The organism is Dactylosporangium sp. CA-139066, assembly GCF_050936175.1.
GTDB lineage: Bacteria > Actinomycetota > Actinomycetes > Mycobacteriales > Micromonosporaceae > Dactylosporangium.
In genome coordinates this window covers 1,433,624-1,448,871 of sequence record NZ_JBNJNH010000001.1, presented here as the reverse complement: position 1 = coordinate 1,448,871, position 15,248 = coordinate 1,433,624, and the positions used below count along the sequence as shown (strand labels likewise).

Annotated in this window: 4 protein-coding genes; all 4 read left to right on the top strand. The window is 73.5% G+C overall.

From position 1 onward, the window contains the following. The first annotated feature begins 3 nt into the window (after positions 1 to 3). From ACQEVU_RS06805 to ACQEVU_RS06790, 4 genes are read left to right on the top strand one after another with little or no spacing between them, the layout of a single operon-like run. Positions 4 to 11,379, top strand: a complete 11,376-nt coding sequence (locus ACQEVU_RS06805) for a hypothetical protein (protein WP_433321674.1) — start codon at positions 4 to 6, stop codon at positions 11,377 to 11,379. A 1-nt stretch (position 11,380) separates the two neighbouring features. Then, entirely contained in the window at positions 11,381 to 12,493 is a 1,113-nt protein-coding gene (locus tag ACQEVU_RS06800; RefSeq protein ID WP_433321673.1) for a hypothetical protein, read from the top strand. Continuing rightward, positions 12,486 to 13,877, top strand: a complete 1,392-nt coding sequence (locus ACQEVU_RS06795) for a hypothetical protein (RefSeq protein WP_433321672.1) — start codon at positions 12,486 to 12,488, stop codon at positions 13,875 to 13,877. Before ACQEVU_RS06800 ends, ACQEVU_RS06795 begins: the two co-directional genes overlap by 8 nt. Further along, positions 13,874 to 15,238, top strand: a complete 1,365-nt coding sequence (locus ACQEVU_RS06790) for a hypothetical protein (protein ID WP_433321671.1) — start codon at positions 13,874 to 13,876, stop codon at positions 15,236 to 15,238. The genes ACQEVU_RS06795 and ACQEVU_RS06790 overlap by 4 nt, the downstream gene beginning before the upstream one ends. The last annotated feature ends 10 nt before the right edge of the window (positions 15,239 to 15,248 follow it).

Below are 15,248 nucleotides of genomic sequence, written 5' to 3'. Positions count from 1 at the left end.
GCGTTGCCGCAGGACCATTTGTTCGCGGAGATTCTCAACGCCTTCGCCCAGCTCGAGAAGTGGATCCCGGGCTGCGGCACGTGGCCGATCGATCTCATGATCGGCAAGCTGCCCGAGGCCAACCCGGCCGACATCTACCGGCTCGCGGACGCGTGGGGCGACGCCGCGAAACGCCTCGAGACGTACTACTACGACGTCCAGCACGCCGCCGACCCGATCGTGGAGAGCTGGCAGGGCGACGGCGCACCACTGGCGTTCAGCGAAGCGTGGAACCAGCACCTGCTCGACGTCGGCGACGTCATCCAGTCCATGGCCGCGATGCAGATGATCGTGCAGAACTACGGTCTGGAGCTGGAGACCGAAGAGTTCTTCATCGCCTTCACGCTCATCATGCTGCTCGTCCAGGCGATCGTCGCGATCGTCAGCGCGTTCTTCACCGGCGGCGTCTCCCTCGGCGAACTCGGCCTGGCGTATGCGGCCGCGAGAACCGGCATCGCCAACGCCTTCAAGGCGTGCCTCGCGGCGCTTCGCCGGCTGGTCGAGATGCTCGTCACCGGCGAGCTGAAGAAGGTGCTCGCGAAGGCGGCCACCAAGGACTTCCTCAAGGCCGTCGCCAAGGATGCGGCCAAGGGCGGCGCGAAGGCGCTGGGCGACGGGGTGAAGGCCCTCGGTCGCGGGGGGCTGGACGCCCTGAAGGACCTGGGCCCGCGCCGGATCCTCTCGCGAGCGGCCAGCGAGCGGGCCGCCGCCCAGTTCCGCAAGGACCTCATGCGCTCGGCGCTGCGTCGCGAGCTGCGCCGGGAGCTGCGGCGCGCGGGCGTCAAGGGGGCCGAGCGACGGGCGGCGAACCGTGCGCTGAACCGGGCCGCCAACCAGCTCAGCCAACGCATGGCCGCCGACCTGCGCAACAAGCTCATGCAGAAGTGGACGACGAGGGCCGCCGGCAACGAGCTGGGCCGCCTGGGCGAAAGGGAGCTGGGCCGCCTGGGCGAACGCGAGCTCGGCCGCCTCGGCGAACGCGGGCTGAACGACGCGACCCAGCGGATGCTCGACCGCTACGTCGAACAGCAGCTCGGGCGCACCACGATGATGGGCACCGCGGGGCGCTACGTCGGGCAGCTCGCCTGGCACGGCGCCCGGTTCATGGGCGGCGTCGACTTCCTCGCCCAGGGCTTCGAGCTCGCCACCGGCGAGCGCAGCTCCATCAACATGGAGGAGGTCGCGTTCTCCCTCGGCCAGGGCGCGATCATCGGCGGCGGCATGTTCGGCCACGGCCTGCTCGGCAAGATGGCCACCGGCGCCTTCGCCGGCGGGGCCGCCGCCATGGCGACCGACGGCGTCCAGCTGGCGATGGGCCGCACCCCGGAGGGCGGCTTCAACTGGTCGGGCGACCTCTGGCACGGCATGCGCGACGGCGTGCGCATGGGCCTCGTGTTCAGCGCGCCGCACGCGCTGGCCGGCGCGGCCAGCCACGTCGTGCCGAGCTTCGGCGAGCGCCCCGGCCACCAGACCTTCTCGATCGACAACGAGCACTACGGCCTCCACGTCTTCACCGGCGACCCACACACGGGCGCCGGTGGCTACACCAGCGAGCACGGCATCGGCTGGCGCCTGACCGACGGCACCATGGTCCAGATCCACGCCGCCCCCGAGGGCGGCGTCTCCGCCACCCGCAGCATCGGAGGGGAACCGGGCGGCACCGGCCCGGGTGGCCGCGAAGCGGGCGGCACGCGCACGTCGGTGATGGATCGGCCGGCGACCAGCACGCGCGACGGCGGCAGCGGCGGCGGCCCGCGGGACAACCAGCGCGGCCTGCCGCCCAGCCGCGGCGAGACCGGCGGCGACCCCACGCGGCTCACCGACCATGGCGGAACCGACCACACGCGAACGGTCGAGGGCGAGACGACGACGACCGATCACCATCGGACCATCGACGGCCGGACGGTCGACCACACCAGCACGACCGACCACACTCAGACCAAGGACCACACTCAGACCAACGACCACACTCAGACCAACGACCACACTCAGACCAACGACCACACCCAGACCAACGATCATGGCCGAACCGAGCAGACGCAACCGGACCGGCCCCAGACGGGTCATGGACGGACGCTCGAAGGCACGGTGATCGACCACGGCCGGACCATCGAGGGCCAGACGGTCGACCATGCCCAGACGACCGACCGCAATAACGACGGCGACCGCAGCGATCGCGCGGGCGGCTCCGACGACCGCGACCGGACCATCGACCATCCGGCGACCACGCAACACGGGCGACCGGAGCACACCCAGGGCGAGCGGCCACCCATCGAGCAGCCGCGCACCGAGGTGCAGCCGGAGCAGATGGCCGCGCGCCACCCGCAGGTGACGGTCGACCGGCCGACCGGGCTCACGCATGCCGAGAACGTGCTGTCGCACAGCAACGACACCCGCGCCCCCGAGGCGCTGCGGGCCGAGCACCGGACGCACCTGGGCGATCCGCCGGCCGGGCGCCCGACGCACGCGGCGCAGCACGTCGAACACCAGCTCGGCGATCTCGCGGCTCAGGGCCGCGAAGCCACGCTCGTCGGCGGCCAATCCGAGCCGGGCGCAGCGCACCCGGAGGCGGGTCGGACGCATCCCGAGCCGCACCTGCCGGAGCGTGGCGACGGCGACGGCACGCACTGGGTCAGCGCCTCCGCCGGGCCGCCCAAGGATCCGACCGAGTTCCCGAGGCGGCTCTTCGCCGACGTGCTGGACGCCCGCGTGCCCGGCGGCCTGACCGGTGCCGACCCGCAAGTGGTGCGGCAGCACGCGCATGAGCTCGCCCGCCAGGTCCTCAGCTCCACGGCGCCGGACAACATCGCGACCGCCAGGCGGCTGCACGAGTACGTCCGCACGGAGATGGGCGACGCCTCGGGCACCCGGCCGGACCGCGCCCGGGTCGACCGCGTCGCCGCCGAGGCCGCCGAGCGCACCCAGAACCGCCGGGCGGAGACCGAGCGCGGCTCGGATCGCTCCGGCGCGCCCGAGCACGAACGGCCCCTCGAACACGACAGCCGGACGGAACACGAGCCGCCGCAGGAACGCGAACCGCAGGAACACCAACCGCAGGAACACGAACCGCGCCAGGACCGGGTGGCGCGCCAAGAGCACGACGGGCAGCCGGAGCATCGTGAGGCCGAACCGGCGGTGCCAGAGCCCGCTCATGCGCCCGTCCACGAGCCGGTGGAGCTACGGCTGGAGGAGCAGCCGACGCCGCGGGAGAACGTGGTCGAGCGCCGGTTCCTGGTGTACGACAAGCAGGGCTCCGGGCACTGGCAGCTCGTCACCGAACGCTCCACCCTGCACTGGAGCGAGGCGACGTTCGAGCGGCTGCCGCTCGAACACATGGAGGGCGGCATCGACGGCCCCGCGGCCCGCGAGGCCGCGCACCGCGCAGCGCAGCAGCTCGCCGAACACGAGTACACCCGCCTGGTCGACACGACCGACCGGTGGCTCGAGGGCGAGCTGCCGCCCGAGGAGGTCGGCAAGATCGGCGGTATGTCGGCCGCCGTCGTGCTCCCCGACGGGCGGATCGTGGCCGCCACGAGCATGCGTGAGATCGGCGTCGACCGGACCGTGCACGACACCGGCCTGGACAATGCCGCCTGGGAAGCCAAGCCCACGAGCGAGCGCAACGCAGTCCGGGGCGACTTCGCCATGACTCGCGACGCCGCGAATGCGGCCGCGATGCGTGCGCACCCCGAGAGCGGCCCCCGCCACGACATCGTGATGAACGAGCTCGACGGGATCCCGAGGTCGCTGCAGTCGTTGACCCACGGCAAGTGCGCCGAGCCGACCACGCTGAGCAAGGTCGCGCGGATGGTCGAGGCGGACCTGCGCGCCGAGATGCGGGGACGGGGCGAGACGCCGCCCGTGCGCGACCCCGGCCACCCCGACTACCGCCCCAATTCCCCCGAGCACCGCGAATACATGCGCGAGCTCGAGACCCGGGTCCGGGACACCCTCCGCGGCGGCCAGATGGCCAGCCACCGCAACGAGGGTGAGCCGATCGACCACTCCGAGCAGTTCCCCTGTGCCAGCGACGACGTCCTGCTGGACCGCTTCGGGCTGCGCTCCGACTACGTCGACCACGCGATCGCCGAGGCGCACATCGACCCGCAGCGCCGGCTCGTCGTCCTGGCCGGGCACGGCGACCGGCTGCGCGACTACGGCATGCGGGTGCCGGAGATGGGCCCGGACACCGTGGTCGTGGTCATGCACGGCCACGTCGACGGCAACGCGATCGGCGCGCGGATCGGCAGCCTGGACGTCACCGGCGCCGAGGTCGGCCGCGTGCTCAACCGCATCGTCGCCGACCACCCCGAAATGGGCCCGATCAAGAAGGTCGTGCTGGTCACCTGCGAAGCCGGGGTGCAGGCCCACGGCGGCGGCTTCCGGGGCCAGGACACCTCGCTGGCCGTACAGGTGGCCGAGCGGACCGGCCTCACCGTGGTCGCCGCGCGAGGCGAGGTGTTCGTCAGCGAGCACGGCGGCGTCGAGGCCTTCGAGACCGGCCCGGTCCCGGGCCACGTGGTCGACCCGCAGCCCGGCTTCGGCAACCCGCACCAGGTGCAGCCCGAGCGGGCCGGCTGGACGCAGGTGGAGCCGAGAATTCGCCGCGGCGAGGTCATCGGCACCCGCAGCACCGACCTGGAGCCCGAGCACTACCCGTTTGCGGACCGTCCGGTCGAGGGTCACCGGGTGCGCGCCGACCAGCCCGCGCCGCCATCGCACGGCGGCGGCGCGCATCCCGCGCACGACGGGGGGCCGCCCGGGCACCCCCGGGCCAACACGGCGATCGAGGGCACCCGGCACGTGCCCGACGGCACGCGCCTGCGCATGAACTCCGACACGGCGTACATCATCGGGGCCGAGGAGACCCACCCCGGCGACTTCGGCGGCGGCGTGGTCGGGATGGAGCGCGACGGCGGGCTCCTGCGCGTCGACCTGCGCGGCGAGCGCCCGCACTACTTCCGCGTCGAGGTCGGCGACGACATGCGCAACGTCTCCGACAGCGCCGTGCACACGGGCCGGTCCGACGACCCGCACGTGATCAAGATCAGCTCGACGACGGACGGCTACGAGGTACCGCGCGTCTGGCTCCACGAGGTCACCAAGACACTCGATCAGGCCGCGCCGTGGTGGCGCGCCGAGGTGCCGCAGCACGAGGCGCCGCACCAGAGCGGCGACCCGTACGTCAACGCCCGCCTCAACGAGCGCAACCACGTGCTGCGTCAGCTGGCCGACGAGCGGCAGGCCTGGCAGCACGACGAGCTGCGCCAGGACCTGCGCGGCCTGGACCGCGACCTGGCCGAGCACGGCTACGACCCGGGCCGGCTCGAGCAGGTCGCGGACCCGACCGGCCCCGCGCACGACCCGCACGACGAGGTCTGGACCGAGCCGAAGTGGGTCCGCGAGCACCGTGCGCCGTCGATCGACGAGGTGATTCCGCAGACGAAGGCCGAGGCGACGCGCTGGCACGACGCGATCGTCGAGACCGTGCGCTCCCTGTTCGAGCCCTATCAGTTCGGCGGCCTCCGCATGCGGCTGGAGCACGACCTGCCGATCGTCGCGCACGCCGACTCGCTGCAGATCCGCCTCGAGGCCGTGCGCCCGGACGGGACCAAGGCCGGCCACATGTCGTTCACGATGCGCCGGACGGAGGACGGCCGGCTCGTCGTGCACCACGACCACCTCGGCCTGACCGACACCGGCGGCGAGCGCGGCCGCGGCTTCTACCGCCAGCTCAACCAGCACCTCGAGGGCTGGTACCGCTACTCCGGCGTCGACCGCGTCGAGCTGCACGCGGCCGAGTCGGCCGGCGGCTACGTCCACGCCCGCGAGGGCGTCGACTGGGCCAACCCGCACGCCGCCCGCGGCATGCTCGACCGCCTGCAGCTGCAGGTGAACCGCCTGGCCCGCGAGGCCGAGGCCGTACAGCGCTACATCTACGCGGATCGCTCGATCCCGGTCGAGCACCTGGCCCACGAGTACCGCGCCGCCGACGCCCACCAGCTGTACTACGAGATCGAGCGCCAGCGGTTCGCCGGCCAGGAGGTCCTGAACCGGGCGCAGCACAACCCATACGGCTCCCACGACTTCCCGACCCCGAAGGACATCGCCGACGCCGGCCGCCCGCTCGACGGCGACACCGGGCCGGACCGGATGTGGGCCGGCAAGCGGGCCCTGCTCGGCGGCGCCTGGCACGGCGTGAAACACATCAGCTCCGACGGCCCCCGCCTGGCCCGCGACGGCCACCAGGTCACCGCCGACTCGGTACCGCGGTCGCCGACGTTCCACAGCCACGCCATGCCTGAGCCCGCGCCCGCGCACGTCGAGCACTACGGCCGCCAGGCCCTGGCCGACGCGGGGCGGCATCTGCCCGCCGACGCGCCGCTGCGCGACACCCGGGTCGAGCTCACCAGCGTGTCGCCGGACCGGCCGGGCTGGCCCGGCAACGCCGTCGCGCGCAGCGTCCCGTTCGACGCCGCCGGCCGCGACCTGCCGCCCGGCACCGTCCCGCCGGAGGGCGGCGGCTACCGCATCGAGGTCTCCGACCGCGCACACAGCTGGGCGGTTCCCCGCGCGGTGGTCCACGAGGTCGCCGAGACCAACGAGATCCTGACCCGCCACCGCAACGGCGACCCGATCGACATCCCGGATGCGCTGCACCCGGGCGCCCACGAACCCGGCGCCCGCCTCAGCCCCCACGATGTCGGCCGCCTCGCCGAGCGGCGCCTGCTGCAGCAGTGGGCCGCGGACCGGTCCCTGTCGGAGGCCGACCGCGCCTGGGTGCACCACGAGCTCGGCCTGCTCGACGAACATCTCGGCCTCAGCGGCCACGACGAGGCCACGGCCGCCCGGCACGCGTTGATCGACGAACATGCGCACGGCGCCGCACGGCCCGATCACGACGCCGGGGCCCGCGCCGCCGAGCCTGAGCATCCTCGGGCCAACACCCCGATCGAGGGCACCCGGCACGTGGTCGACCCGGACTCCAGGTACGGCCTGACCGTCGGGGAGGCTCGTGCGATCGCCGAGACGGAGGTCCACCCGGCCGACTTCCGCGGCGGGGTGGTCCGCCTGGCGAGCGACGGCCACCTCGTGCGGGTCGATCTCCACACGCAGCGTCCGCACTATTTCGAGGTCAGGGTCGTCGACCACACCAGCGCGGTGTCCGAAAGCGCCGTGCACACCGGGCATCAGGGCGACCCGCACGTCATCACCGTCGGCCGGACGACGCACGGCGACCTGATGCAACGCGTCTGGCTGCACGAGATCACCAAGACCCTCGACCAGGCGGCGCCCGGCTGGCACGCCGAGCCGCACGGCTCGACCCATGAGCTCGGCGACCGGATGGCCGGCGCCAACCGCAGCCACGACCCGTACATCGACGGACGCCTGTCCGAGCGCGCCAGCCTGCTGCGCCGGCTGGCCGACGAGCGTCAGGCCTGGCAGCACGACGAGCTGCGGCAGGACCTGCGCGGTATCGACCGCGACCTGGCCGAGCACGGATACGACCCGGCCCGGCTCGAGCGGGCGGCCGAGCCGACCGGACCGCAGCACGACCCGCACGACGAGGTCTGGTCGGATCCGCGCTGGGTGCGTGAGCAGCGCGCCCCCTCGATCGACGAAGTCATCCCACAGACCTGGGAGGAGGCGGCCCGCTGGCACGACAAGATCGTCGAAGCGATCCGGCCGCTCTTCGAGGGGCGCCGGTTCGGCGGCTTCGACATTCGCCTGCAGCCGGACCACCCGATCGACGCCAGGCCGGACTCGCTGCACATCAAGCTGCAGGCCGCCGGGCCCGACGGCAAAGCAGCGGGCCGCATGACGTTCACCCTGCAGAGGAATTCCGGGCGCCTGATCGTCCAGCACGTCAGCATCGGGCTTGATGAGGGCGTGCGCGGGCGGGGCTTCTACCGCGAGCTGAACCAGCATCTCGAAGGCTGGTACCGGTACTCGGGCGTCGAACACGTCGAGTTGCACGCCGCCAGTGACGCCGGCGGCTACGTCCACGCGCGCGAGGGCATGGACTGGGCCAACGTCGGCCACGCACGGAACATGTTCGAGCGGCTGCACCGGGCGATGGACCGGCTCGGCGAGCATGCCGACATGGCGCGCCGGTTCGCCGGCGGGGACCACTCGGTCAAGATCGACGAACTGAGGCGCGAGTACCGCGTCACCGACGACGCTCTCGCGGCCGAGATCGAACGGCAGCGCCAGGCCGCCAAGGCGGTCCTCGACCGCGCGTACGAGCCCAAGCTCGATGAACACGGCCGGCGGCTGCAGAAGGGCGTGGAGGACTACCCACGGCCGATCGAGATCGCCGACGCCGGGCGCCCGGAGGGCCCCACTGATCCGGATCGGATGTGGGTCGGCAAGCGCGCGCTGCTGGGCGGCGCCTGGAGCGGCGAGAAGCCGATCAGCTCCGAGGGCCCGCGATTCCCGCGCGGCGGCGAGCAGGTCACGGCGTCCGCGGTCCCCAAGTCGCCGACGTTCCACGGCTACGCCCGGCCGGAGCCCGCGCCGGCCGAGGTCGCGCACCAGGGCCGGCAGGTGCTCCACGACACGCTGTACCGCCAGCCGGCGGACGCGCCGCTGCGCGACTTGCGGGTCGAGCTCACCAGCACCACGCCGGAGCGCACGGACTGGCCGGGTGACGCCGTCGCGCGCAGCATCCCGATCGACGCGGCCGGGCACGACCTGCCGCACGGCACCGTGCCGCCCGAGGGCGGTGGGTACCGCATCGAGATCTCCGACCGCGCCGCCGACGCGGCGATCCCGCGGGCGGTGGTGCACGAGGTCGCCGAGACCAACGAGATCCTGCGCCGGCACCGCAACGGCGAGCCGGTCGACATACCCGACGCCCTGCGGCCCGGTACCCACGAGCCCGGGGCCAGGCTCAGCCCGCACGACGTCGGGCGGCTCGCCGAACGGCGACTGCTGCAGGAGCAGGCCGGCGACCACTCCCTGTCGCGGACCGAGCGCCGGACGGCGCAGGAGGAGCTGGACCGGCTCGACGAGCACCTCGGGCTCAGCGGGCACGACGAGGCCACGACGGCCCGGCGGGCGCTCGTCGAGGAGCACCTGCGCGACGCGCCGCCCGAGGGCGACCGGCCCCCGATGCCGGAACGGCTGCCGGCGCCGTTCAGGTTCGAGGAGATGTACGGCGACCGGCACTGGCACGACGACGCCACGCGCTTCGAGCAGGAGGTCGGAGCGCACTTCTTCAACGACCCGCGGACCTTGGACGCGACCCGGGCCGCGGTGACCCGGCTGCGCGACGTCCTGACCGGCCTGGCCGCCGCGGCGGAACCGCACGCGGACCCCGCCGTGCTGCGCGCGCGGGTGGAGTCGGCGTTCTTCCGCGACGACGTGCCCGACAGCGCCGGGCAGGTCGGCACCCGCGTAACCCTCGACGAGCTGCTCGAGCACGGCAACGTCCGCGAGCTGATGACCTCGTTCTACAACGCGGCGTACTTCAACCGCGACCACCCCGGGACCCTCGCCCACTCGCTGATGGGCGTGATCGACCACGACCGCTGGGCGGCGGCCCGCGAGGCCGGCGTCAACGTCGCCGAGCTGCGCGACGTCCAGCGGCAGCTGGACAGCCGGGTGCGCAGCGCCTTCGCGTCGGTGATGAAGTACCAGTTCGACCGCGACCCGTTCGGCACCGGCAACGTCTCCCTGCGCGCCCCCAAACCCGTGCGCGACCTCGGCGAGATCACCGTCAGCCAGAAGGCCCGCGTCAACCGCACCCCGGAGGAGCAGGAGCGGCTCGGGCTGATCCACACGGCCGACGACTACGCGGAGCTCGGAGTGCCCCTGGGCGTGTACGAGCGGGCGTACGTCGAGTCGCGGGTCGACGGGCCCTTCACCGACCACACCCCGCTGCCGTGGCGGGAGGGCCTGACCGCGCACGACACGACCGACAGCAGGTGGGCCCGGTCGGTCGCCGAGCGGGGGCTGCTGCCCGTCGACGGCGTCTCGGGCACCACCGCCCGGATGCTCACCGCGTCCAAGCTCATCGGGCTCGACCACGCCCAGAACGAGCGCTTCCTGAACGCCCTCATGGGCTGGATGCTGCCCGGCCGGGACCACTCGCTGTACGAGATGCTGCGCGGCGCCGAGATGGCCGGGATTCTGCCCGAGTCGGCCCGGGCCGAGCGCTTCGAGCCCGCGTACATGTACCGCGAAATCCCCAACCTCGACCTGGCCACGCTGCGCGCGGACGTCGCGCCGGACGGCCTGGTGCCGCACGAGGCCCGCTACTACGCCCATGCCGTCGACCCGGCCGGCTTCAGCGAGACCCAGCACAAGGTCCAGGACATCGCGCAGCGCGTGTGGCCGCAGCTGCGCAGCGGGAACGTCCACGAACCGCAGCTGCAGCACTGGCTGCGCGAGAACGGGATCGACCCGAACGACCGCGCGGCGGTGCAGGCGCTGGCCGACCGGCTCACCGAACCCCACGTGATGGCGATCGCGGTGTACACCCGGCACAGCCACTACCTGATCAACAATGTGGTGCGGTCGGAGATGTTCACCCACAGCGACCTCGCGGTCCGCAAGGTGTTCGACCGCAAGGTCGACCAGCTCGTGGACAACTACCTGGACAACCTCGCCCGGGAGGTGCGGCCGCTGCCGCTGCCCCTGAAGCTGCGCGAGGTCGTGCACGCCGACACCGGCCACCTCACCTCCGAGTCCCCGCTCTCCCCGGACGCGCAGCGGTGGGTCGACGCCCGCCGGGAACAGTACGAGTGGACCCGGCGGGCCCAGGAGCTGCGCCGCGACCTGCGGATCGTCGACGCGGAGGAGGCCAAGCTCAAGGCCTACGACGCCGCCAAGGCCCGCGGGCTGGCCGAGCTCGCGCTGCGCCGGCAGCTGCGTGCCGTCGGCCCGGAGCTGCTGCGCGAGATGCGCTGGCACGCCGACATGGTCCAGGACGCGATGATGCAGCTGCCGACGGTCGGAAGCCCGGACCGCCCGGTGCTGGTGTACCGCGGCGACTGGCGCACTCCGGTGCACTCCCCCATCTACGGCAGCCGGTTGTTCCCGCACGGCATGGCGCGCGAGGTGCTCAGCACCAGCCGCCAGCTCGACGTCGGGGTACGGTTCATGAGCGAGAACCCGGCGGCCGGCCAGAAGGTGCTGGTCGTGTTCAAGCTCACGGGCCAGAACGCGCGCGACATCTCGGTCTTCTCGTCGTTCAACACCGACGGCGAGGTGGTCCTGCCGCCCGGCTCGCGGATCGACCGCGTCGACGACCCCGGCCTCGCGGCCCAGGTACGGTCGGAACTGCCGGAATACTGGCAGGATCGTTGCGAGATCATCATCATGACGGAGAGGTGAGATGGCCGGCGAGCCCACCGACGAGGCCTGGCCGGTGTTCTCCGGTCTGCACCGGGTCCTGCTGCACCTGGCCGGCCGCATGCCCGACGACTGGATGATCGAGGCCCGCGCGTGGCTGGGCCGGGCCGAGCTCGAGTACATGCCGGACCTGATCAGCGGCGGCGTGGCCGGCGCGGGTGTCTCGCTGCCGGCCGCGGACGTCGAGCTGCTGCGCCGGCTGCAGGCGCAGTACGCCGGCCCCGAGGCGCCGGCCGGGATCGATCTCATCCCGACCGCCGAGGAGATCCCGCCGACCGCGCACCGCTTCGCCCCGGCCCGGCCGGGCCAGACGCCCGAGCGCGACGAGCACGACTACTCGGCCGCGGCGATCAACGTCGACCCGTTCGTGGTCACGGTCGCCCGCGCCTGGCGCACCGGCCCGGACGGCGACGCGCCCACGCGCGTCTTCCTCGTCGAGGTGGACCCCGGCGCCGAGGCCTGGACCGTCGCCGCCGACCTGGCCAGGCTGCTCGACTGGTCCGACGAGCGGCCGGCCCCGCAGATCGAGGTGTACTGGACCGGGGAGCCCCTGCCGCCGTACCACACCGCCGCACTCGCCGGCGCGCTGCCGCTCTGGCACCGCGAGGGCGGCCCCGACCTGTCCCGCCTGTCGCTCCCGCTGGTCGAGCGCTTCGTCGACGCCACCCTGCGGGGCGACCTCAACGGCATGCGGCGCGCCATCGACTGGCCCCTCACCGGCGCCCCGCGGGTCGCGGCCCGCCTCGCCGCGCTCGACCCCGCCGAGCTGGAGGACTGGGCCGGCGACATGGTCCCCCGCCTGTTCACCGCGGGCGACACCATCGAGGGCGTGATGCCGGTGCTGCGCCAGGTCACGGGCCTCCTCGGCGACAGCGCGACGATCCACCGCCCGGACGCCGAGGAGGCCCGCGAGATCCTCGACCGCCTGCGCATACCGCCCGTCCCCGGCCTGTCCGAGGGCCACGCCGCCCGCCTGGCCGAGCTCTCCCGGCGCGCCGAGTCCCTGTCCGAGGTGTACCTGGTCCACGGCGGCTCCGCATGGCTGCCGCTGGTCTGGGCCCCCGACACCGATCGGCTGGTGCTGGTCTATGAGTGATCCGGAGCGGCGGCGCATGATGGCCGCCCTGCAGGCCTGGCACATGGAATGGGCCGCCAAGTGGAAGATCGACGAGTGGGAGGGCAACATCCCGCCGGAGGCGGAGGCCGAGTATCAGCGCCGCGCCGACGAGATCCGCGGCATCGCCCGGCCCGCCCCCGCGCCGTTCAGGATTCCCGACGGCATGGCGCCGATCCCGATCGAGCCGCGGCCGCGCACGGAGCCGGAGCCCGAGCCCGAGCCGGAGCCCGATGCGCCGGCCACGCCGCCGTTGGCTCGCACCTCGTACGAGTCGCTGTTCTACGTCGACACGGAGCCCTGCCCGCGCTGCGGCGTCGCCATGCGGACCAGGTGGTCCTCGGCGATGATCCAGCTCGGCGACGGCCTGGGCGACCGGTACTCCGGCGACTGCGGCAACTGCGGCCAGCACCGCGAGTACGTCTTCCGCCTCCCGGAGCGCCATCTGCCCCGCCCGAGCGACCGCACGGTCTTCTTCGGCGGCCCCGACCCCTCGCAGCTGGTCGACGCCGGCCGGTGGCTGAACCTGTGGGACGAGATGGTCGCGCGGGCGAAGGATGCCCTCGCCGCCGGCGACGCCGAGGCCGTGCGGCGGAACACCGAACTGGCGTGGACGGCCGTTGATGAGGCCCTGAAGTTCATCCCGGACGGCGCCGACGCCATCCCGGAGACCGCCTTCTGGTCTCCGGCCGGCCGCCGGCGGTACGAACGCGAACCTCGCCGCTTCACCCGGCGCCGGCTGCGACTGCTGCACGACGTGCTCCGCGAGGAGTTCGGCCCGCCGGACTGGGCAACCCCGGCCGGCGGCCCCGCCCGCCCTCCGCTGGCGCGCAGCAGCGCCGAGGCGCACCTGTATCTCGACCGGCAGGCATGCGTCTGCGGCGCGGCCCGGGCGAACTGGTCCAGCTCGATCCGCGATCTCGACGGCGACCTGGCCGGCGAGTACCGGGCCGCCTGCCCCCAGTGCGGCCGCGACCGCCGATTCGTCTTCCGCCTGCCGCCCGAACCGCCCCCGATCCCCGTCGAGGGCGCCGGCTTCAGCTACGGCGACGCAACCCGCTCCGAACTGGTCGACCCCGGCGAATGGCTCGCCGAGTCCGACCGGCTCTCCCGATCGGTCCCCATGCTGCCGGCCGCCGCGAGCGCCGCCGAACGCGAACGGTTCCGCTTCGCCATCGGGCGGGCCGCGGCCGCGCTCGCCGAAGTGGCCCGCTTCGCGCCGCCGGGCGCGACGGCGGTGCCCGAGGAGGCGTGCTTCACCGAGGCCGGCCGCGCGGTGCACCGGGCCGAACCGGGGCGGTTCCGGCTCGACCGGCTCGCCGCGGTGCGGCAGAGCTATCTACACCTGCTGGAGTTGGCCGAATGAGCGAGACCTCGCCGCAGCGGCGGCGGATCACGGCCGCGCTCCAGGCCTGGCACACCGAGTGGGCCGAGAAGTGGGGCATCGACGACTTCCCGTACGAGGGCATGACCGTCGAACAGTGGAGCGCCAACATCCCGCCCGAGGCGGAGGCCGACTACCGGCGCGGGACCGATGCGATCCTCAGCGGCGTCCCGGCCGCCCCCGATCCGGCCTCGGCGCCGCCGGGCATGGCGCCGATGCCGGTCGAGCCGCCACTGGCGCGCACGCCGGCCGAGGCGCGGCTCTTCGTCGACATGCGGCTGTGCCCGCGCTGCGGTGCGCGGCGAACCGCCTGGAACTCGGTGCTGGAGCACCTCGGCGAGGGCATGGCCGAGCGGTACACGGGCGACTGCAGCAACTGCGGCGAGCACCAGGAGCACCTCTTTCGCCTCCCCGAGCGGCACCTGCGGCGCCCGGAGGGCGTGACCGTGTTCTACGGCGGCGCGGAGCCCTCGCAGCTGTTCGACGCAGGCGAGTGGCTGGCGATGACGTACCCGGTGATCGACCAGGTCAAGCGCGACCTCGCGGCGGGCGACGCCGCGGGCGCGCGACTGCACACCGAGCTGGCCTGGGTGTTCATCGACGAGGCGATGAAGTTCCTGCCGGACGGCGCCGACGCGGTCCCGCCGACCGCCCTGTGGACCCGGCGCGGGCGGGGAGAGTACGACGCCGACCCCCGGCGCTTCACCCGGCGCCGGCTGCTGCTGTTGCAGGACATGCTGCGCGAGGACTTCGGCGCGCCCGACTGGGCGTCGGCTGAGCCCGCGCGGCCGCGTCTGGCCCGTTCCAGCCCCGAGGCACACCTCTTCCTCGACCTGCAGGCGTGCGTCTGCGGCGCCACCCGGGCGAACTGGACCAGCGTCGTGCGCACGCTCGACAACGGCGAGCCGGCCAGCGAGTACACGGCCCAGTGCCCACGGTGCGGCCGCGAGCGCCGCTTCATCTTCCGGCTGCCGCCGGAGCCACCAGCATCCACCCCCGAGGGGGCCGACTTCAGCTACGGCGACGGACCGCACTCCGAGCTGATCGACCCCGGCCAGTGGCTGGCCGAGTCCGACCGGCTCTCCCGATCCGTGCCCATGCTGTCGGCCCATGCCGACGCCGCCGAACGCGAACGGTTCCGCTTCGCCATCGGGCGGGCCGCGGCGGCGCTCACCGAGGTGGCCCGGTTCGCGCCCGCGGGAGCGGACGCCGTGCCCGAGGAGGCATGCTTCACCGAGGCGGGGCGCGCGGTCTACCGGGCCGAGCCCGGGCGGTTCCGGCTCGACCGGCTCGCCGCCGTACGAACGAGCTACCTGCAGCTGCTGCAGATGGCGCAACGCTGAGCAGACGGAG

Coding starts and splice junctions, on each gene's coding strand:
- ACQEVU_RS06800 (WP_433321673.1), top strand. CDS start 11,381: ATGGCCGGCGAGCCCACCGACGAGGCCTGGCCGGTGTTCTCCGGTCTG.
- ACQEVU_RS06795 (WP_433321672.1), top strand. CDS start 12,486: ATGAGTGATCCGGAGCGGCGGCGCATGATGGCCGCCCTGCAGGCCTGG.
- ACQEVU_RS06790 (WP_433321671.1), top strand. CDS start 13,874: ATGAGCGAGACCTCGCCGCAGCGGCGGCGGATCACGGCCGCGCTCCAG.